The organism is Weizmannia sp. FSL K6-0777 (assembly GCF_038593185.1).
Lineage (GTDB): Bacteria > Bacillota > Bacilli > Bacillales > Bacillaceae_C > Weizmannia > Weizmannia faecalis.
The window spans coordinates 1,328,308-1,346,980 of the sequence record NZ_CP151971.1; the positions used below are offsets into that span (position 1 = coordinate 1,328,308).

At 50.1% G+C, this 18,673-nt stretch carries 18 protein-coding genes; 16 read left to right on the forward strand and 2 right to left on the reverse strand.

The genetic code is table 11. The annotated features are described in order from the left end of the window. The first annotated feature begins 50 nt into the window (after positions 1–50). The 11 genes from coaBC (at position 51) to spoVM (ending at position 11,994) form a co-directional block, all read left to right on the forward strand. Complete coding sequence (gene coaBC / locus NST70_RS06115) at positions 51–1,262, forward strand: bifunctional phosphopantothenoylcysteine decarboxylase/phosphopantothenate--cysteine ligase CoaBC (RefSeq protein ID WP_017551489.1); 1,212 nt, start codon at positions 51–53, stop codon at positions 1,260–1,262. Beyond that, entirely contained in the window at positions 1,259–3,664 is a 2,406-nt protein-coding gene (priA, locus tag NST70_RS06120) for a primosomal protein N' (RefSeq protein WP_342475975.1), read from the forward strand. Before coaBC ends, priA begins: the two co-directional genes overlap by 4 nt. A 19-nt stretch (positions 3,665–3,683) precedes the next feature. Further along, positions 3,684–4,169 (forward strand): peptide deformylase, encoded by a 486-nt coding sequence (def, locus tag NST70_RS06125; RefSeq protein WP_035181825.1) that lies wholly within the window; start codon positions 3,684–3,686, stop codon positions 4,167–4,169. Continuing rightward, positions 4,166–5,119: a methionyl-tRNA formyltransferase gene (gene fmt / locus NST70_RS06130; RefSeq protein WP_017551492.1), complete on the forward strand. Its 954-nt coding sequence runs from the start codon at positions 4,166–4,168 to the stop codon at positions 5,117–5,119. The genes def and fmt overlap by 4 nt, the downstream gene beginning before the upstream one ends. Further along, complete coding sequence (gene rsmB / locus NST70_RS06135) at positions 5,112–6,455, forward strand: 16S rRNA (cytosine(967)-C(5))-methyltransferase RsmB (protein WP_017551493.1); 1,344 nt, start codon at positions 5,112–5,114, stop codon at positions 6,453–6,455. Before fmt ends, rsmB begins: the two co-directional genes overlap by 8 nt. A gap of 47 nt (positions 6,456–6,502) precedes the next feature. Then, positions 6,503–7,255, forward strand: coding sequence for a Stp1/IreP family PP2C-type Ser/Thr phosphatase (locus tag NST70_RS06140; protein WP_014095498.1), 753 nt, complete (start codon positions 6,503–6,505; stop codon positions 7,253–7,255). Further along, complete coding sequence (pknB, locus tag NST70_RS06145) at positions 7,255–9,351, forward strand: Stk1 family PASTA domain-containing Ser/Thr kinase (protein WP_342475978.1); 2,097 nt, start codon at positions 7,255–7,257, stop codon at positions 9,349–9,351. Before NST70_RS06140 ends, pknB begins: the two co-directional genes overlap by 1 nt. Positions 9,352–9,515: 164 nt before the next feature. After that, on the forward strand, positions 9,516–10,403 hold the full coding sequence (rsgA, locus tag NST70_RS06150; RefSeq protein ID WP_014095496.1) for a ribosome small subunit-dependent GTPase A: 888 nt from the start codon (positions 9,516–9,518) through the stop codon (positions 10,401–10,403). Between the two features lie 2 nt (positions 10,404–10,405). After that, on the forward strand, positions 10,406–11,056 hold the full coding sequence (gene rpe, locus NST70_RS06155) for a ribulose-phosphate 3-epimerase (RefSeq protein ID WP_014095495.1): 651 nt from the start codon (positions 10,406–10,408) through the stop codon (positions 11,054–11,056). Positions 11,057–11,160: 104 nt separating this feature from the next. Continuing rightward, positions 11,161–11,817 carry a thiamine diphosphokinase gene (locus NST70_RS06160; RefSeq protein ID WP_026684358.1) on the forward strand — a complete coding sequence of 219 codons (657 nt, stop codon included), beginning with the start codon at positions 11,161–11,163 and terminating at the stop codon, positions 11,815–11,817. Positions 11,818–11,913: 96 nt separating this feature from the next. Next, the gene (gene spoVM / locus NST70_RS06165; protein ID WP_017551496.1) at positions 11,914–11,994 is read left to right on the forward strand and encodes a stage V sporulation protein SpoVM; all 81 of its coding nucleotides are present in this window, start codon (positions 11,914–11,916) and stop codon (positions 11,992–11,994) included. 127 nt (positions 11,995–12,121) lie between these two features. On the opposite strand, the gene rpmB is transcribed toward spoVM, so the two are convergent. Beyond that, on the reverse strand, positions 12,122–12,310 hold the full coding sequence (rpmB, locus tag NST70_RS06170; RefSeq protein ID WP_013859045.1) for a 50S ribosomal protein L28: 189 nt from the start codon (positions 12,308–12,310) through the stop codon (positions 12,122–12,124). Between the two features lie 269 nt (positions 12,311–12,579). Between rpmB and NST70_RS06175 the strand changes: the two genes are divergently transcribed. After that, complete coding sequence (locus NST70_RS06175) at positions 12,580–12,942, forward strand: Asp23/Gls24 family envelope stress response protein (protein WP_013859046.1); 363 nt, start codon at positions 12,580–12,582, stop codon at positions 12,940–12,942. 15 nt (positions 12,943–12,957) lie between these two features. Next, positions 12,958–14,643 (forward strand): DAK2 domain-containing protein, encoded by a 1,686-nt coding sequence (locus tag NST70_RS06180; protein ID WP_017551499.1) that lies wholly within the window; start codon positions 12,958–12,960, stop codon positions 14,641–14,643. Between the two features lie 17 nt (positions 14,644–14,660). Here NST70_RS06180 and NST70_RS06185 read toward each other — a convergent pair whose 3' ends face one another. Next, positions 14,661–14,870 (reverse strand): hypothetical protein, encoded by a 210-nt coding sequence (locus tag NST70_RS06185; protein WP_061577223.1) that lies wholly within the window; start codon positions 14,868–14,870, stop codon positions 14,661–14,663. A gap of 51 nt (positions 14,871–14,921) precedes the next feature. Between NST70_RS06185 and sdaAB the strand changes: the two genes are divergently transcribed. The 3 genes from sdaAB to recG all read left to right on the forward strand — a co-directional run bounded on the left by sdaAB (position 14,922) and on the right by recG (position 18,633). After that, positions 14,922–15,584, forward strand: a complete 663-nt coding sequence (gene sdaAB / locus NST70_RS06190; RefSeq protein ID WP_017551501.1) for an L-serine ammonia-lyase, iron-sulfur-dependent subunit beta — start codon at positions 14,922–14,924, stop codon at positions 15,582–15,584. A gap of 120 nt (positions 15,585–15,704) precedes the next feature. Continuing rightward, positions 15,705–16,592 carry an L-serine ammonia-lyase, iron-sulfur-dependent, subunit alpha gene (sdaAA, locus tag NST70_RS06195; protein ID WP_017551502.1) on the forward strand — a complete coding sequence of 296 codons (888 nt, stop codon included), beginning with the start codon at positions 15,705–15,707 and terminating at the stop codon, positions 16,590–16,592. Beyond that, positions 16,585–18,633: an ATP-dependent DNA helicase RecG gene (gene recG / locus NST70_RS06200; protein WP_017551503.1), complete on the forward strand. Its 2,049-nt coding sequence runs from the start codon at positions 16,585–16,587 to the stop codon at positions 18,631–18,633. The genes sdaAA and recG overlap by 8 nt, the downstream gene beginning before the upstream one ends. Positions 18,634–18,673 lie beyond the last annotated feature (40 nt).

Below are 18,673 nucleotides of genomic sequence, written 5' to 3' on the forward strand. Positions count from 1 at the left end.
GTTAGAATGGTCGTAAGGAGTTTGACTGAGATTTTACAGGGGGCATATGGATGCTTGGAAAAAATATACTATTGTGCGTAACCGGCGGGATTGCCGTCTTTAAAGCGGCTGCGCTCACAAGCAAGCTGGCGCAGTCCGGTGCACATGTGAAAGTCATCATGACGGAATCCGCCTGCAAGTTTGTGGCGCCGTTAACGTTTCAGGCGCTTTCCCGGAATGAAGTGTACACCGATACATTTGATGAGAAACACCCGGAAAAAATTGCCCATATTGATCTTGCAGACTGGGCGGATCTTGTCCTCGTTGCGCCGGCCACCGCTAATATTATTGGAAAATTGGCGAACGGAATAGCGGATGATATGGTCTCGACCACGATTCTCGCCACGACCGCGCCGGTATGGGTGGCGCCGGCGATGAATGTCCATATGTATGGCCACCCGGCTGTCCGCCGGAACCTGGAAACGCTTGGAAGCTTCGGCTACCGGCTGATCGAGCCTGCGGATGGGCATCTCGCATGCGGCTATACCGGAAAAGGAAGATTGGAAGAACCGGAGAACATCGTGGCGCTTTTGAAAGATTTTTTCAGCGGTGGCGGACCAAAACCGTTGTCCGGGAAAACGGTTTTAGTGACAGCCGGCCCGACGATTGAAAAAATTGATCCTGTTCGCTTTCTTTCAAACCGTTCGTCCGGAAAAATGGGATTTGCGCTTGCCGAAGAAGCGGCCAATATGGGGGCAAACGTTTTGCTTGTCACAAGTGTGGACAATCTGACACCGCCCGCCGAAACGGAAATCATCAAAGCGGAGAGCGCAGAGGAGATGTATCATGCGGTTATGGGCCGCTACAAAGAAGCGGATATCATCATTAAAAGCGCAGCCGTGGCAGACTACACGCCGGTCCGTGTTTTTGATAAAAAAATGAAAAAACAGCCGGGCAACCTGACGCTGGAATTGAAACGGACAAAAGATATTTTAAAAGAACTCGGCGAAAGGCCGGACAAGCCTTTTCTCGTCGGCTTTGCCGCGGAAACCGATAATCTCGAAAACTATGCGCGCGACAAAATGGAACGGAAGCGTGCGGATATAATTGTTGCCAATGATGTGAGCCGGGAAGGCGCCGGCTTTGCCGGTGATACCAATATCGTGACCATTTTTAAACGCGACGGCTCGAAACGGGAACTCCCGCTGCTTTCCAAGCATGAGGCGGCAAGGGAAATTTTGCGCGAAATCTGCCGCGAGATCGAAAAGGGCGAAAAGAAATGAAGATTGCAAATGTGATTGTCGATATACCGGCAATGCAGACAGATAAATATTTTGATTACCGGATCCCGGAAAAATGGGAAACGGCCATTCAGCCGGGAATGCGCGTCATTGTCCCGTTCGGCCCGCGTACGATCCAGGGATTTGTTGCGGGCATAAAAGACCGTTCAGAAGTGAAGAACTTGCGTGAAATCATTGCGCCGCAGGATTTGGCCCCGGTTTTGAATGCGGAGCTGCTTGCGCTCGGGGACTGGCTTGCGAAGGAAACGCTTTGCCTGAAAATCTCCGCTTACCAGGCGATGCTGCCGGCTGCGATGAAGGCAAAATATGAAAAACGCATCAAAAGGCAGGACGGGGGCGCCAACCCTTTTCTTGACGAAGTGTTTAAGGGTCATGACGAAATCAGCTGGAAAGAAGCACAGCAAAAGGGCTTTCTGCCGTTTCTCCAAAAAGAAGCGAAAAACGGATCGGTGGAAGTCGTGTATGAAGTCAAAAGCAAAGCCAATAAGAAAACGGTCCGGCTTATTTTCTGCCCGCTGTCCAAAGACGAGCTTGAAAAACGGATGGAAGAAGTGCCGAAAAATGCACCGAAGCAAAAGCAGGTGCTGCAATTTTTCCTGGAAAATCCGGATGCTAAGATGGCTTCTCCCGAACTGGCAGAAACAGCCGGCGTATCGCGGGCGGTTATCAAAACATTGCTTGAAAAAGGATGGTTGGAAGAAAAACAGGAAGAATCGTACCGCGATCCGTATGCCGGCCGCCAATTTCAAAAGAGCGTGCCACATGCTTTAACTGCGGAGCAGAAGCAGGCAATCGGCCCGGTCCTTTCCGCTGTCCGCGAAAACAGAAATGAAACGTTTTTGCTTTTTGGCGTAACCGGTAGCGGAAAAACGGAAATTTATCTCCAGTCGATACAGGAAGTGCTGAACCAGGGAAAAGAGGCGATTGTCCTTGTGCCGGAAATTTCTCTTACGCCGCAAATGGTGAACCGTTTTAAAAGCCGTTTCGGCAAAGACGTGGCGGTTTTGCACAGCGGCTTATCGGTCGGCGAAAAATACGATGAATGGCGGAAAATTACCCGCAAAGAAGCGAAAGTGGTCGTCGGGGCGCGGTCGGCGATTTTTGCCCCGCTTGAAAATCTTGGCATCATTATTATTGATGAAGAACATGAAAACAGCTACAAACAGGAGGACAACCCGCGCTACCATGCGAGGGACGTCGCCCTTTTCCGGAGCAAAAACCACCATTGCCCGGTCATACTCGGCAGCGCCACCCCGTCGCTTGAATCATTTGCCCGCGCGCAAAAAGGGGTCTATACTTTGCTGAAAATGGGAAAACGGATGAACAACCACCCGCTTCCCGAAGTTTCAATTGTCGATATGCGCGAAGAATTGCGCGCAGGCAACCGTTCCATGTTCTCAAGAGAGCTTTTTGAAAAATTGAAAGACCGTCTGGAGAAAAAACAGCAAACCGTGCTGCTGCTGAATAAAAGGGGATACTCCTCCTTTGTCATGTGCCGGGACTGCGGGTATGTGCAGCAATGCCCGAACTGTGATATCTCGCTTACTTATCACCGCTCTACAAACGAAATGAAATGCCATTACTGCGGTTACGAGACATTTGTGCCCGCAACATGCCCGGAATGCGGGAGTTCCCATATTCGTTATTTCGGGACAGGGACGCAGAAAGTGGAAGAGGAACTGGGGCGGCTGTTGCCCGAAGCGCGCGTGATCCGGATGGATGTCGATACAACCGGCCGCAAAGGGGCACATGAACGGATGCTGCAAAGCTTTGCAAACGGGGAAGCCGATATTTTGCTTGGGACGCAGATGATTGCAAAAGGGCTCGATTTCCCAAATATTACGCTTGTCGGCGTGCTGAATGCGGACACGATACTCCATTTACCCGATTTCAGGGCGTCTGAAAAAACGTTTCAGCTTTTAACGCAAGTAAGCGGGCGCGCGGGGCGGCACCAGCTGGAAGGCGAGGTTGTTGTCCAAACCTATACCCCCGAACATTACAGCATCCAATTTGCAGGGGAACAGGACTATGAACGCTTTTACCGCCAGGAAATGAGAATGCGGAAAGTGGGCGCCTATCCTCCTTTTTACTATCTCACCCTGATTACGGTCAGCCATGAAAATGTGATGAAAGCCATGTCCGCAGCCGAAAAAATCGCAGGCTTTATGCGGAACCGGGTGTCGGGCGGAAGCGTGATTTTAGGCCCTTCGGCATGCCCGGTACCCCGTGTGAAAAATAGATATCGTTACCAATGTCTGATAAAATACAAACGGGAACCGCGGCTCAATGAAACATTATCTGTTTTGCTGGAACATTTCCAGCACCAGATTGCCTCGGAAGGATTAAGCATCGCGGTCGATGTCAATCCTAATATGATGATGTAACAGGAACGAGTGATTCGAAATGATGGAGATTGTAAAATATCCTGCCGCTATTTTGGAGGAAAAATGCAAACGGGTCACGGCATTCGGCCCGTCTTTAAAAGCGGTACTGGATGAAATGTATGAAACGATGCTTGAAGCGGACGGGGTCGGCCTTGCCGCCCCGCAAGTCGGCATCAACCAGCAAATCGCCGTTGTCGATACCGGGGATGAAACAGGCCGGATTGACCTCATCAATCCGAAAATCGTAACAAGGCGCGGGGAACAGACGGATGTCGAAGGCTGCCTGAGTTTTCCCGGCGTTTATGGGACGGTTTCGCGCGCCCATTATGTGAAAGTAAAAGCACAGGATGCAAACGGAAGGGCGTTCACCATTGAAGCGGAAGATTTCCTTGCCCGCGCTTTGCAGCATGAAATCGACCATCTGCACGGCGTTTTGTTTACGTCCAAAATCATTGATTATGTGGATGAGGAAGACTTGGTTTTTGAGGAGGCCGATGCCGAATGACGAAAGTGGTGTTTTTGGGAACGCCGGATTTTGCCGTGCCGGTTTTACAGACTTTGATCCGCGACGGGTACGAGGTCATTGGCGTTGTGACGCAGCCGGATAGGCCGGTCGGCAGAAAACAGGTTTTAACCCCTCCGCCTGTAAAACGGGAGGCGGAAAAGCACGGCATTCCGGTTTTTCAGCCGGAAAAATTGCGCGAGCCGGAAAGCCTCGCCCGTATTTTGGCGCTCAAACCGGATGTTGTGGTTACATGCGCATACGGGCAGATTTTGCCGAAAGCATTGCTTGATGCGCCCCCGTTCGGCTGCATCAATGTCCATGCGTCACTGCTGCCGGAACTGCGTGGCGGGGCGCCGATCCATACGGCTATTTTACAAGGGAAGAAAAAGACCGGCGTCACCATTATGTACATGGCGGAAAAACTCGATGCCGGCGACATTTTCAGCCAGCGGGAAGTCGAAATTGAAGAAACCGATGATGCCGGCACCCTCCATGACAAGCTGAGCAAAGCGGGCGCTGTGCTTTTATCCGAAACGCTTCCGAAAATCTTGGCAAAAGAAGTGACGCCGGTGCCGCAGGATGAACAGAAGGCGACGTTTGCCCACAATATTACGCGCAGCCAGGAAAAAATCGATTGGAAAAAACCGGGGGAAGTCATTTACAACCAAATCAGGGGGCTGTGCCCGTGGCCGGTTGCCTACACCGTGCTTGGCGGAAAGACGTTTAAAATATGGAAAAGCGAAAAAGTGCCGCTTTCTGAGCAGGCGGAGCCGGGCACCATCGTCACGATAGAAAAAGACGGGATCGTGGTCGCAACGGGCAACACAACCGGCATTAAAGTGACGGAACTGCAACCTGCCGGGAAGAAACGGATGGCGGTTGCACAATTTTTAAACGGTTCAGCGGGCGGCCTTGCACCCGGAATGAAATTTGGAGATGAAGATGAGTAAAGATCGGAAAAATGTCCGTGAAGCGGCGCTTGAACTTTTGGAGGCAGTGGAGAAAAACGAGTCGTACAGCAATTTGCTGCTTGACCGCTATATTGAAAAATACCGGTTCCACGGTCCTGACCGGGCGCTGCTTACGGAAATCACTTATGGCACGTTGCAGAGAAAACAGACACTGGACTATTTTCTCGCCCCGTTTTTGCGCAAAAAAATTGAAAATTGGGTGCGGATTTTGTTGCGCTTGTCTTTATATCAAATGGTATACTTAGATAAAATCCCTGACCGCGCGATTATTTTTGAAGCGGTGGAGATCGCCAAAAAACGGGGCCACCGCGGGATTTCCGGAATGGTCAACGGCGTTTTGCGCGCCATCCAGCGCGGGGGGCTCAGAAGTTTAAAGGAAATAGAAGACCCGCTTGAAAGATTATCGGTGGCAACGAGCCATCCGCACTGGCTTGTGGCAAGATGGGCGGAAGCTTACGGCTATAAAACGACGAAAGAAATGTGTGAAGCAAACCTGATTCCGCCGTTACAGACAGCAAGGGTGAACCTGAACCGGGCATCCGTGGAAGAAGTCATCGAAAAACTGGAGCGGGAAGGGTTTACCGTTGAGCGGAGCCCGGTTATTCCGGAAGCTGTCCGCTCACGAAAAGGCAATCTTGCCCGCTCGGCATGCTTTAAAGAAGGGCTCTTCACCATCCAGGATGAAAGTTCGATGGCGGTTGCCTATGCGCTTTGCATCCAGGAAGGCCAGCGGATTCTGGACGCTTGTGCGGCACCGGGCGGAAAAACGACCCATATTGCGGAAAAGTTAGAAGGAACGGGAGAAGTTGTCGCGCTCGATCTCCATCCGCATAAAGTAAAACTGGTTCAGGAAAATGCAGAGAGGCTCGGTACCGGACAGGTCGAAGCGATTGCGATGGACAGCCGGGATGCAGGCGCCCGTTTTGAAAAAAATACTTTTGACCGCATTCTTGTCGACGCGCCGTGCACAGGTTTTGGCGTGCTGCGACGGAAACCGGATATCAAATATGCGAAAACCGTTGACGATATCCATGCGCTAAAGCAGGTCCAGCTTTCGATTTTATCGGGCGTGTCGGAACTGTTAAAACCGGACGGCATCCTTGTTTTCAGCACGTGCACCGTTGACCGGAAAGAAAACGAAGGGACGATTGAAACATTTTTGCAGGAACATCCGGAATTTGAACCGTATCCGCTGCACGTCCCGGAAGCAATGGAATCTTGCGTTGACGGATACCGGATGCAGATTTTTCCGCAGGACTTCGGCGGGGACGGATTTTTCATCGCCAGCATCCGCAAAAAGGCCGGTAAAGCATAGGTTTGCCTGATGATAAACACGTCAAAGAGTATGAAGGTGGGGGTATAATGGAATCTGTCTACAAAACGGACAAGGGCAGAGTAAGGCAGCATAACGAAGACAGTGGAGGAGTCTTTGAAAATGCCGGCGGTGATCTCCTTGCGATTGTTGCGGATGGAATGGGCGGCCATCGTGCGGGTGACATTGCGAGCGGCATGACGGTGCAATGTTTTAAAGAAGCGTTTGAAAAATTCGGCCCGGTTGCCGATGCGGAGTCCGCGGAGGCGTGGCTTTCCGAGACGATCGGCGAGGTGAATGCCCGTTTATTTGAACATGCCGCCCATCACCCTGAATGCGAAGGAATGGGCACCACACTGGTTGCAGCGGTCTGCACCGAAGGCTTTATTTCCATCGCCAATATCGGAGACAGCCGCGGCTATATTTTTAATGAAAACGGCTTCCAACAGCTGACGGAAGATCATTCGCTGGTCAATGAACTCGTCAAAACCGGCCAGATTTCAAAAGAAGACGCCGAAAATCACCCACATAAAAATGTGATCCTGAAAGCGCTCGGGACGGAAGATTCGATCTCGCCCGACTTAAAAACGATTGTATTTGAAGAAAATGATACTTTGCTGCTTTGTTCAGACGGCCTGTCGAATAAAGTGCCGACGGAAGTGATGAAAGAAGTGCTGGAAAAAGATCTGCCGCTTGGGGAGAAAGCGGACATGCTCGTGGATTATGCCAATGAAAACGGTGGGGAAGACAATATTACGATTGTGCTTCTTTCGTCCGGCCGCAATAAAGGCGGGTGCCCTTAATGTTAATCGGAAGACGGATCAGCGGCCGCTATAAAGTCAAAAGCCTGATCGGCGGCGGCGGCACGGCAAACGTCTATCTGGCCCGCGATATGATTTTGGACCGTGATGTGGCCGTCAAACTGCTGCGCCCGGATTTTGCAAATGAGCCGGAGTTTATCCAACGTTTTCACAGGGAGGCCCAATCGGCAACGAGCCTGGTCCATCCGAATATTGTCAGTATTTATGATGTTGGCGAAGAGGACGATTTAAATTATATCGTCATGGAAAATGTCGAGGGCATGACGTTAAAACAATACATACAGCAAAACGGCCCGGTTTCCGTTGAGAAAACGCTGGACATTATGGGACAGCTTGCAGCGGCGATCGCACATGCCCATGACAACCATATTATCCACCGTGACATTAAGCCGCAAAATATTTTAATCAGCCATGACGGCGTTGTGAAAATTACGGACTTCGGGATTGCCATGGCTTTATCCGCTACTTCAATCACCCGGACAAATGCCGTGCTCGGTTCGGTCCATTATCTTTCCCCCGAGCAGGCAAGGGGCGGTGTTGCCACATATAAATCGGATATATACGCACTCGGCATCGTGATGTTCGAGCTTTTAACGGGAAGGCTTCCTTTTTCCGGGGAATCTGCCGTTTCCATTGCTTTAAAACATTTGCAAAGCGAGACGCCGTCGCCGAAAAGGTGGAATCCCGATATTCCCCAAAGTGTTGAAAATATTGTTTTAAAAGCAACGGCGAAAGATCCGTTTTACCGTTATAACAGCACCGAAGAAATGGGGGAGGATATCCGCACCGCACTCCTGCCGGAAAGGCTGAATGAACCGAAATTTGTTATCCCGGAAGACGAAGATCAGACGAAAATTATGCCGGTGATTTCCGAAGTGGCTGCCGGCCCCGACCGGAATGAAGAAACGATTATCGCAAATCCGGCCGGAGAAAATGAAAAGGAAAAGAAACCGGACACAAAGCGGGACAAAAAAGAGAAAAAACGGCGGAAAAAATGGCCGTTCGTTGTCGGCACCCTTGCCTTTCTGGTCGTGCTTGCCGGCCTTGCCGCCTTGTTGCTGCCGTCCCTGCTCGGCCCGAAAACCGTCAGCGTCCCGTCAGTATCAGGCAAAACGGCGGATGCTGCTGCCGCCGTGCTTACGGCGCATGGTCTGAAAACCGGGGAGAAGATTAAAACAACAAGCGAAACGGTACCAAAGGGGCAGGTGATCAAAACGGATCCCGAAGCCGGGGAAAAAATCAAAGAGGGGACAAAAGTTTCCCTTTATATCAGCACGGGAAAAGAAACATTTACCCTGTCCGATTATACCGGCAGGCAGTTTGACGATGTCGTAAATTTATTGACTGGCGAACATTTTAAAGACATCGATAAAGAAGAAGTGTACGATGACAGTTCGCAAGGGACCATTATATCGCAGGATCCCGCGCCCGATAAAAAAGTGGTGCCCGAAAACACGGTGCTTACCTTTACTGTAAGCAAAGGCCCAGAAACTTATGCAGTTGGGGATTTAACCGGATTTTCAAAAAAACAGCTGGACGCCTATGAAAAAACATCCGGTTTTTCCATTGAATATGCCGGAAAAGATTATTCGGATACCGTGAAAAAGGACCATGTCATATCTCAATCTCCGCAGCCGGGAACGGAGCTGAAAAAAGGCTCGGTCGTAAAAGTGACCATCAGCAAAGGACAGAAAGAAATGCCGCCAAAGACGGTCACAAAGGAAGTAACGATCCCGTATGAGCCGGACACGGATTCCGCCGGGAGCACAAATGAAAACAATAGCGAAAGTTCCGGGTCGGACGGAAACAGCCAGTCCGGTGACAGCAACAGCGAATCAAACGGAAACGATTCCGGCGGCAAAACAGATGCATCTGCACAAGAAAACCCGAAACAGGAAGTGCAAATTTTTATTGAAGACATGAACCATTCGATGTCCGCACCTGTTCAAACGTTTGAGATTACGAAAACGGTGAAAAAACAGCTGGAGTTCACGATTGAATACGGGAAAGAGGCGACATACAAAATCATGAGGGATGGCAAAGTCATCGCCGAAGAGACCGTTCCGTATCCAAATTAAGAAAATGCGGGCGTCCCATCCTTAGGCGAGAGCAGAGCCGTCGTTGCATTTATGCGTTAGGAAAGTAGAAATTGAAAATTTATCCTTTCTTAACTGAGAAAGCGCTGGGCCGTAACCCGGCGCCTCCCCTGGTTTGAAAATGTCGGAGAGATGGAGGTGGATGTATGGCAGAAGGAAAAATCATCAAGGCTTTAAGCGGCTTTTACTATGTGAAAAATCGTGAAGACGGCGAAATTTACCAATGCAGGGGCAGAGGCGTCTTCCGTAAAAGGAAAATCACCCCGCTCGTCGGGGACCATGTCGAATTCCAAAAAGAAAACGGGAGGGAAGGTTATATTTTGGACATCGGCGAAAGAAAGAATGAACTCGTCCGTCCGCCGATTGCCAATGTGGATCAGGCTGTTTTGGTTTTTTCCGCAAAAGAACCAGCCTTTTCTACGCTGCTTTTGGACCGTTTTTTAGTCCCGATTGAAAAGAACCTGATTCGCCCGCTTATTCTAATCACAAAATGCGATCTCCTAGGCGCGGATGAAAAAGAAAAGCTACTCGAGACGCTTGCAGTATACCGGCAAATCGGTTACCCGGTTATGTTGTCGTCGGCGAAAGCAGGCGAAGGGGCAGATGCTTTGCTTTCGGCATTGAAAGGAAAAATCACCGTCTTTTGCGGCCAGTCCGGAGTGGGGAAAACGTCCATTCTCAACCGCCTGGACCCTGCTTTGGGTTTAAAAACAAATGAAATTTCCACGCATCTGGGCAGGGGGAAGCACACTACCCGCCATGTTGAACTGTTGCCGGTCGGAGGCGGGCTCGTCGCAGATACGCCAGGTTTCAGCTCACTCGACTTCAACAGTGTGGAATTAACGGAGCTTGGGGATAATTTTCCGGAGATCAGTGAAAAAGCGGCCGGCTGCAAGTTCCGCGGCTGTCTGCATGAAAACGAGCCACATTGTGCGGTCAAAGCTGCTTTGGCCGAAGGGGAGATCGCTTCATTCCGGTACAGCCATTACATCCAGTTTCTTCAGGAAATTAAAAACAGAAAGCCGAGGTATTGACGATGGTAAAAATCGCACCTTCTATTTTGTCTGCAAATTTTGCAAAACTGGGAGAGGAAATTAAAGATGTGGAGGAAGGCGGGGCGGACTGGATCCATATTGATGTAATGGACGGCCATTTTGTGCCGAACATTACGATGGGACCGCTCGTTGTCGGGGCGGTGCGGCCGGTCACAAAGCTTCCGCTCGACGTCCATTTAATGATTGAAAATCCGGACCAGTATTTGGAAGCTTTTGCGAAAGCAGGGGCGGATACAATTTCTGTCCATGTGGAAGCGTGCAGGCATCTCCACCGGACGATCCAGGAAATCCGGTCCCTTGGTGTAAATCCCGGCGTTGTCTTAAATCCCGCCACACCGGTCGAATGGATTGCGCCCATACTGGGGGATGTCGGCCTTGTATTGCTGATGACGGTCAATCCCGGGTTTGGCGGACAGGCTTTTATTGAATCCGTTGTCCCGAAAATTGAAAAACTGCACCGTTTAAAAAAAGAGCAGGGGCTTGCATTTGACATTGAAGTCGACGGCGGCATCCATCCGGAAACAGCGCAAAAATGCACACAGGCCGGTGCAACGGTGCTGGTTGCGGGCTCCAATATTTTTAAAAGCAAGAACCGGAAAAAAGCGATCCAGGCATTAAAATACGGGCAGTAAAACAACAGCCGGGGTTCATCCGGCTTTTTCTGCATGAAAAACCCGCGGGGAGTGGACAAAGCATCAGGTTGTCTTAAATCCGTCGTATAAAAGGGGAATGAGGCATGGAAAAGAAAATCTATATTTTAGCAGGCGGCCCGCCCGAAAATGTGCCGGATCTTGCGCCATATGCGGAGGACAAACGAGCGGCATGGGCAGGTGTAGACAGGGGCGTGCTGCATTTGCTTAAACAAGGGATCATCCCGGAAATGGCCTTTGGCGACTTTGATTCTGTCAATCAGGAAGAATGGGACTGGATCAACCGGAAACTTGAGCATATCCGCAAATTCCAGCCCGAAAAAGATGAGACCGATATGGAGCTGGCCTTAATGTGGGCAATCAGCCAGGATCCGGATGTGATCCGCATTTTTGGCGCTACCGGCGGACGGCTCGATCATGCTTTTACCAATGTCCTTTTACTTGTACATGAAAAAGCTTTGCAATTTAAAGGAAAAATAGAAATGATCGACAGGCAGAATCTCGTGGAAATGTTTTTGCCCGGAACTTATACGATTGAAAAAATGGATGCGTATCCGTATGTTTCTTTTCTCCCGTTGACGGAAGAGGTAGAAGGGATCTCTTTAACCGGATTTAAGTATCCGCTTGAAAACCGGCATATTGTAAGGGGCACCACCCTTTGTGTCAGCAATGAACTAATCCGTGATTTTGGTACTTTTTCTTTTTCAAGCGGCATATTAATGATGGTAAGAAGCCATGATTAATGATATTTCATGAACAAGCAGGCTGTATCCTTTTCGCTTACGCATGAATATAATGTGCGGGAGACCCGGATTGTATTTGAATGGGGAGGGACATACATGAAATTTTATACGATTAAACTGCCGAAATTTTTGGGCGGTATTGTCAGGGCCATGCTGGGGACTTTTAAAAAAGGATAAGAGATAAAATGGACGCATGGCGGTTCGTGGGGCAGTTCATTCTACACAGCGGGAAAATCGGCGGCGCGCCGGTTTTTTTTGCCGCAAAAAAAACAGGAAACCGGATACCCGGTTTCCTGTTTTTGCATTATACACGTTCGACTTTCCCGGATTTCAAAGCGCGAGCGGAAACCCAGACGCGTTGCGGTTTGCCGTCCACCAGAATGCGCACTTTTTGCAAGTTCGCTTTCCAGGTGCGTTTGTTTGCGTTCATGGCGTGAGAACGTTTATTGCCGGATACCGTTTTACGTCCTGTAATTGCACATTTTTTCGGCATTGTATTCCCTCCTCCTGTTGCGAAGCAGAAATAGAACATATTTATGCTTTCATCTCTTCATTTTTCGTTAAAAATTCACTATAATAATTTATCATATTGGAAGACACAATGCAAGTCCTGCCGGAAGGGATACATGCAGGACAACCTGTTTTGTGGTAAACTATAACAATGCAGACCTGCTCTGCTTTCCATGTACCCTGTCTTATAGTACAATGGCGGTAGCAGGTCAAATCCGGTTTGGAAACAGTGAAGATAAGGGGGAGCGATTTATGCCGATTGAAATAAATACGCATTACGGACAAATTGATATATCGAATGAAGTCGTCGCCACGATTGCAGGAGGTGCCGCCATCGACTGTTTCGGCATTGTTGGCATGGCCTCGAAAAATCAAATTAAAGACGGCATTACAGAAATCCTGCGCAAAGAAAACTTCTCGAGGGGCGTCATTGTGCGTCAACAGGATGAAAGAGTCGAAATTGACATGTACATCATTGTGGGCTACGGGACAAAAATTTCCGAAATCGCCCGCAACGTCCAGCAGAAAGTAAAATATACGCTGAATCAAACAGTCGGCTTATCAGTTGACGCCATTAATATTTACGTTCAGGGCGTGCGTGTCGCGAACCCGTAACGAGGAGGAAATTTTGTGGTTACATCACTGGATGGAAAGCGTTTTGCAGAAATGGTCATACAAGGGGCGAACCATCTTGCGGCAAATGCCAAAACGGTTGACGCCCTGAATGTATTCCCTGTCCCTGATGGCGATACGGGAACAAATATGAATTTAACGATGACTTCCGGTGCAAAGGAAGTGCAAAAAAATGTCCAGGCGCATATCGGGTCCGTTGCCGCAAGTTTTGCAAAAGGGCTGCTGATGGGCGCGCGGGGCAATTCGGGCGTGATTTTATCCCAGCTGTTCCGCGGCTTCTCCAAATCGATTGAAACAAAAGCGCATATTTCCGCAAAAGAGTTTGCAGCGGCTTTTCAGGCCGGGATCGAGAGCGCTTTTAAGGCGATCATGAAGCCGGTTGAAGGAACGATTCTCACCGTTGCAAGGGAAGCGGCCAAAAAAGGCGTGCAAACGGCGAAAACCGAAAAGGATCTGGCGGCAGTCATGGAAGCGATCCTCGGGGAAGCGAAAACGACGCTGAGCCGGACGCCGGACATGTTGCCGGTGTTAAAAGAAGTCGGCGTGGTCGACAGCGGCGGCCAGGGGCTTGTTTTTATTTATGAAGGCTTTCTTGCCGAGTTAAAAGGGGAAGAGCTGCCGGATACACCGTCCGTCATGCCGTCAATGGACGAGCTCGTAAACGCCGAACACCATAAGCATGTGCAGGACTTTATGCGTACGGAAGATATCAAATATGGGTACTGCACGGAAATCATGGTCAGGCTCGACCGCTCCAAACCGTCCGCCAAGACATTCTCGGAGGAGCGGTTCCGCAGTGATATGAGCCGTTTCGGGGATTCCCTCTTGGTCATTTCGGATGATGATATCGTGAAAGTCCATGTCCACACTGAGCGCCCGGGTGATGTTTTGAACTACGGCCAGCAATACGGCAGCCTCATTAAGTTAAAAGTGGACAATATGCGCGAGCAGCACAGCGCGATAGTGGGCGAAACGCATCATGCGCTTGTTGGCGAAAACGGAGCGGAACAGGAGAAAAAAGAAAAGAAAGATTACGGTGTGATTACGGTTGCCATGGGGGACGGAATCGCTGCGCTGTTTAAAAGCATCGGCGCCGATGTTGTCATTGAAGGCGGCCAGACGATGAACCCGAGCACCGAGGACATATTGAAAGCCATTGAAGAGGCAAACGCAAAACAAATCATCATTTTACCGAACAATAAAAATATTGTCATGGCAAGCGAGCAGGCAGCGGAACTAGCGGAAGAAAAAGTGGCTATTGTCCCGTCTAAAACCGTGCCGCAGGGAATGGCGGCGCTGCTCGCATTTAACCCCGGACAGCCGTTTGACAAAAACGTCCAAGCAATGGAAGAAGCGCTCGGCCGCGTGAAATCCGGCCAGGTTACCAATGCGGTCAGGGATACGAATATTGACGGCATCTCCATCAAAAAAGGGGATTATATGGGGATTTACGAAGGGAAAATCGTCAAAACGAGTCCTGCCCTGTTGGAAGCATCCGGGCAGCTGCTTTCGCACATGATCGGCGCGGAAGATGAAATTGCCACCGTCATATACGGAAAAGATGTCAGCAAGGAACAGGTAAACGAACTCGTTTCCTATATTGAAACCAACTGGCCGGAGATAGAAATCGAAGTCCATGAAGGCAGGCAGCCGTTATATTCCTTTATTTTGGCAGTGGAATAAGATTGCTTGCCCGCATATTATAAAAAGAGCTTGCTGAATACGAAAAAATGCACCATCCGCTGCTGTTTGTTTTCATCTGTTGCAGCGCTTTCAAGTGCAAAGCTTTCATCCATTCTTTTTTGGTAAAAAGGTTCCAGTTCGGGCGAGCCGGCCGAACCAACCCGGTTTTGCCCGGCAAACTTTAAAATCAGCACAACGGCGGGTGCGGTCTGAAAAACGGGGCGCACCCACCAAGATTGAAATCGCGAAAAAACACAATAATGTGGGTGTGATGCGCAATGAAATATAAAAGTGTTTTTGATATTATCGGCCCGGTGATGATCGGGCCCTCGAGCTCCCATACAGCAGGTGCCGCGCGCATCGGTCGGGTGGCGAGAAGCTTATTCGGCAGGCAGCCACAGTGGGCAGACATCCATTTTTACGGATCGTTCGCGACCACCTATAAAGGTCACGGCACAGACGTTGCCATTGTCGGCGGCCTGCTCGATTTTGACACGGATGATGAACGGATCAAATCTTCTCTTCAGATTGCGGAACAGCACGGACTTTCGGTAAAGTTTTTCGTGGAAAGCGCCGTCACGGATCACCCGAACACGGTAAAGATCCGGATGGGCGACGCATCGGGAGATATGGAACTGACCGGTATCTCAATCGGCGGCGGAAAAATTGAAGTGACAGAACTGAACGGCTTTGAACTGCATTTATCCGGCCACCATCCGGCTGTGCTCGTCGTTCACCAGGATCGCTACGGGGCGATTGCGGCCGTATCCAATATTTTATCAGCACATGAAATCAATATCGGCCATATGGAAGTATCGCGCAAAGAAGCCGGAAAGATGGCCTTGATGGCTATCGAAGTGGACCAGAATCTCGATGACGCCGTCATTGAAGAGATGAAGCAGCTCCCGAATATTACCCAGGTTGCAAGAGTTGTAGATTAATAGTGAGAAAAAAGCGCAGCTGCTAAGCAGGTGGCGCTTTCTTTTGGCTGTCTTTAAAAAATGTGCGTGCATCCTTGCCTGTGCCAGGAGAAGCAGCATGGATATTGAAGGAGGGAAATTATGTTTCGGAATGTTGCTGAGCTTGTAGAACTGGCCGAACAGCAAAATAAAAAAATCTCGGAAATTATGATAGAGCAAGAAATGGAAGTAACCGGAAAATCGAGGGAAGCCATCATAAAAAAGATGGATGAAAATCTGGCTGTGATGGAAAAAGCAGTTGAAAAAGGGATTGCCGGCGTCCACTCCCACTCAGGGCTTACGGGCGGCGATGCCGTACTGCTGCAAAAATATATTGAAAAAGGCAATTTCTTATCCGGCGCCACCATTTTGGATGCCGTCAGCAAAGCCGTTGCGACAAATGAAGTGAACGCGGCAATGGGAACGATTTGCGCAACGCCGACAGCCGGTTCTGCCGGCGTCGTGCCGGGAACGTTCTTTGCGGTCAAAAACAAACTGCATCCGACGCGTGAAGAAATGGTCCGTTTCTTATTTACAGCCGGCGCATTCGGTTTTGTGGTGGCCAATAATGCGTTTATTTCCGGCGCAGCAGGCGGCTGCCAGGCAGAAGTCGGATCAGCCGCCGGGATGGCTGCCGCGGCTATCGTTGAGATGGCGGGCGGCACACCGGATCAATGTGCCCATGCGATGGCCATTACGTTGAAAAATATGATCGGCCTCGTATGCGATCCTGTTGCCGGTCTTGTGGAAGTACCATGCGTGAAACGGAATGCAATGGGGGCGGCCAATGCAATGGTTGCGGCAGATATGGCGCTTGCCGGCATTAAAAGCCGGATCCCTTGCGATGAAGTGATTGATGCGATGTACCGCGTCGGGCAGCAGATGCCGACTGCGCTCAAAGAAACAGCGCGGGGAGGCTTGGCGGATACGCCGACCGCCCGGAAACTGGAAGCCAAAATTTTCGGTATGCCGCTTGATCTGCATGAATAGCCCGCTTGATCTGCCGGTATCCGTTTTAAAAGGGATCGGCGAAGAAACGGAAGCAAGCCTCGGGCAGATGGGGATTTTTACCATCTATGACCTGCTTACTTATTTTCCTTTCCGGTATGAAGATGACCGGCTCAAAGATTTGCGTGAAGTCGGGCATGATGAACGGGTGACGGTGACGGGGAGGGTGCATAGCGAACCCTCCCTCATCTATTATTCAAAAAAACGGTCACGCCTGTCGATGAAAGTGTTCGCAGGCGATTTTCTCATTACGGTTGTCTGTTTTAACCAGCCGTATTTGAAAAAGAAAATCCATGTCCATGATGAGATTACGGTTACCGGAAAATGGGACATGCACCGGCAGACGATTACGGCCCAATCCGTAAAAACAGGCACGGCTGATCAAACGTCCGGATTCGGGCCCGTCTATGCGGTGAAAGGAAAAATGACGGTAAAAACGTTGCGCAAATACATTCAATCCGCCTTTCATGCTTATGGCAGTGAAATCGAAGAGGCGCTCCCGGCAGAAATGCTTGCAAAATATAAATTAATGCCGAAAAAGCAGGCCATGTTTGCGATGCACTTCCCAAAATCGGAACAAGAAGTGAAAATGGCGAGAAGGACCATTGTATACGAAGAGTTTTTGGCTTTTCAGCTGAAGATGCAGGCGTTAAGGAAATTCGAGCGCGAACATTCAAACGGCCGGGCCATCCGCTATGATGTGCGGAAATTAAGACATTTTATCGACTCCTTGCCGTTTTCATTGACGGCCGCCCAGAAAAGAGTGGTAAACGAAATTTGCGCGGACATGAAGTCGCCGTTCCGCATGAACCGTTTACTCCAGGGGGATGTCGGCTCCGGGAAGACGGTCGTTGCTGCGATTGCGCTATACGCTGCGGTGACGGCGGGATTTCAAGGGGCACTGATGGTCCCGACGGAAATTCTCGCCGAGCAGCATGCCGAATCGCTTTGCCAGCTGCTCGAACCGCACGGCGTCCAGGTCGCTTTACTGACGAGCACCGTAAAAGGGAAACGGCGAAAAGCGCTTTTGGAACAGCTTGGAACTGGCGGTATCGATATTTTAATCGGCACGCATGCTTTAATTCAGGAAGATGTGGCATTTTCGCGGCTCGGCCTTGTGATCACAGATGAACAGCACCGGTTCGGGGTTGAGCAAAGACGGATCCTTCGCGAAAAAGGGATGAATCCGGATGTGCTTTTTATGACGGCGACGCCCATTCCGCGGACGCTTGCCATCACCGTGTTCGGCGAAATGGATGTTTCTGTCATTGACCAGATGCCAGCTGGCCGGAAAAAGATTGAAACGTACTGGGTGAAAAACAATCTGTTCGAAAGGGTGCTCGGCTTTATCGAAAAAGAGCTCAAAAAAGGCAGACAGGCGTATGTCATTTGTCCGCTCATCGAGGAATCCGATAAGCTTGACGTCCAGAACGCGATTGATGTGTATGCCATTTTAAACCAATATTTTAATGGCAGGTATACAGCCGGGCTGATGCATGGCAGGCTGCCGGGTGACGAAAAGGAAGCAGTCATGAAAGCGTTCAGCCGCAACGAAATTCAGGTGCTTGTGTCGACAACGGTTGTCGAAGTCGGGGTCAATGTGCCGAATGCGACCATTATGGTCATTTATGATGCCGAACGGTTCGGCCTTGCCCAGCTTCACCAGTTGCGCGGCCGTGTCGGCAGAGGCGATGCGCAATCGTATTGTATTTTGCTCGCCGACCCGAAAACAGAAATCGGCAAAGAGCGGATGAAAATTATGACGGAAACGGACAACGGCTTTGTTTTGAGCGAAAAAGATCTCGAGCTTCGCGGACCCGGCGATTTTTTCGGAAAAAAACAAAGCGGGCTGCCGGAATTTAAAGTGGCCGATATGGTCCATGATTTCCGGGCGCTTGAAACAGCCAGGCAGGATGCGCAGCAATTGATCAGTTCCGATACATTCTGGCATGACCCGGCTTTTTCACACTTGCGGCGCCAGCTTGAAGCATCAGGTGTGCTCGAAGGGGAGAAACTGGACTAAAGGGAGTTTGCGTTTTGCCAGGGCAGCTTTGGCAATTCTT

Bases quoted from the DNA above. Each gene is read 5' to 3' on its own strand.
- coaBC (WP_017551489.1), top strand. From the start codon at position 51: ATGCTTGGAAAAAATATACTATTGTGCGTAACCGGCGGGATTGCCGTC.
- fmt (WP_017551492.1), top strand. From the start codon at position 4,166: ATGACGAAAGTGGTGTTTTTGGGAACGCCGGATTTTGCCGTGCCGGTT.
- NST70_RS06175 (WP_013859046.1), top strand. From the start codon at position 12,580: ATGCCGATTGAAATAAATACGCATTACGGACAAATTGATATATCGAAT.
- sdaAB (WP_017551501.1), top strand. From the start codon at position 14,922: ATGAAATATAAAAGTGTTTTTGATATTATCGGCCCGGTGATGATCGGG.
- recG (WP_017551503.1), top strand. From the start codon at position 16,585: ATGAATAGCCCGCTTGATCTGCCGGTATCCGTTTTAAAAGGGATCGGC.
- rsmB (WP_017551493.1), top strand. From the start codon at position 5,112: ATGAGTAAAGATCGGAAAAATGTCCGTGAAGCGGCGCTTGAACTTTTG.
- def (WP_035181825.1), top strand. From the start codon at position 3,684: ATGATGGAGATTGTAAAATATCCTGCCGCTATTTTGGAGGAAAAATGC.
- sdaAA (WP_017551502.1), top strand. From the start codon at position 15,705: ATGTTTCGGAATGTTGCTGAGCTTGTAGAACTGGCCGAACAGCAAAAT.
- priA (WP_342475975.1), top strand. From the start codon at position 1,259: ATGAAGATTGCAAATGTGATTGTCGATATACCGGCAATGCAGACAGAT.
- rpe (WP_014095495.1), top strand. From the start codon at position 10,406: ATGGTAAAAATCGCACCTTCTATTTTGTCTGCAAATTTTGCAAAACTG.
- spoVM (WP_017551496.1), top strand. From the start codon at position 11,914: ATGAAATTTTATACGATTAAACTGCCGAAATTTTTGGGCGGTATTGTC.
- rpmB (WP_013859045.1), bottom strand. From the start codon at position 12,310: ATGCCGAAAAAATGTGCAATTACAGGACGTAAAACGGTATCCGGCAAT.
- rsgA (WP_014095496.1), top strand. From the start codon at position 9,516: ATGGCAGAAGGAAAAATCATCAAGGCTTTAAGCGGCTTTTACTATGTG.
- pknB (WP_342475978.1), top strand. From the start codon at position 7,255: ATGTTAATCGGAAGACGGATCAGCGGCCGCTATAAAGTCAAAAGCCTG.
- NST70_RS06160 (WP_026684358.1), top strand. From the start codon at position 11,161: ATGGAAAAGAAAATCTATATTTTAGCAGGCGGCCCGCCCGAAAATGTG.
- NST70_RS06140 (WP_014095498.1), top strand. From the start codon at position 6,503: ATGGAATCTGTCTACAAAACGGACAAGGGCAGAGTAAGGCAGCATAAC.